The sequence below is a fragment of the Azospirillum melinis genome, from assembly GCF_013340935.1.
GTDB classification, from domain to species: domain Bacteria; phylum Pseudomonadota; class Alphaproteobacteria; order Azospirillales; family Azospirillaceae; genus Azospirillum; species Azospirillum melinis.
This window is the reverse complement of sequence record NZ_WHOS01000151.1, coordinates 1-892: the sequence shown is the minus strand read 5'-3', so window position 1 is coordinate 892 and position 892 is coordinate 1. Positions and strand designations below refer to the sequence as shown.

At 71.5% G+C, this 892-nt stretch carries 1 protein-coding gene; it reads right to left on the bottom strand.

Annotation, left to right across the window (positions count from 1 at the left end):
• The coding region (locus GBZ48_RS35885) for a calcium-binding protein (RefSeq protein WP_174475378.1) at positions 1-892 on the bottom strand (892 nt) is incomplete at both ends.

The window sequence follows — 892 nt, the reverse complement described above, 5'->3', positions numbered from 1 at the left end:
TCGCCGGCCAGCGTGTCGGCACCGCCACCGGCGAGAATGGTCTCGATGCCCGACACGCGGTCGGCCATCCAGCCGCCGTGGCGCACCTCGCCGGTCGCAAGATCGATGGAGATCGCGCCGGTCTCGGCAGAGTAATCGGCGATGTCGATGCCGTCGCCGCCGTCGAGGACGTCGTTGCCGCCGCCGCCCTTCAGCACGTCATTGCCGGCGCCGCCCAGCAGGGTGTCGGCGCCCAGCCCGCCGACCAGCGTATCGTCGCCGTCGCCGCCGTCCAGCCAATCGCCGTTGTAATCGGCACCCACCGTCAGCCGGTCGTTGCCGGCCCCGCCGATCAGCGTATCGCTGCCGAGGCCGCCGTCCAGCGTGTCGTTGCCAGCCCCGCCGTCGAAGCGGTCGTCGCTCCACACGCCGTCGCCGTCCGTCACCAGATCGTCGCCGTCGCCGGCCAGCACGATGTCGCGGCCACCGCCGCCGATGATCGTGTCATTGCCGCTGCCGCCGTCGATGCTGTCGTCGTTTTCGCCGCCGTCGATGCTGTCGTTGCCGGCGCCGCCGCTGATGACGTCGGCCCCGGTGCCGCCGCGGATGACATCGTCGCCGCTGCCGCCGTCGAGCGTGTCGCTCACGTCGCCGCCCAGCAGAGTGTCGTTGCCGCTGCCGCCATAGAGCCGGTTGGCATCGGTGCCGCCATCCAGCAGATCGTCGCCCATGCCGCCATAAAGCAGGTCGGCACCGCTGCCGCCGTACAGGCTGTCGTTGCCGGTCCCGCCGTCCAGCGTGTCATCCTCGCTGCCGCCGTCCAGCAGATCGTTACCGGAGCCGCCGAACAGCCGGTCGCTCTGCGATCCGCCGCGCAGCGTGTCGGCACCCGATCCGCCGCGCAGGCTGTCCT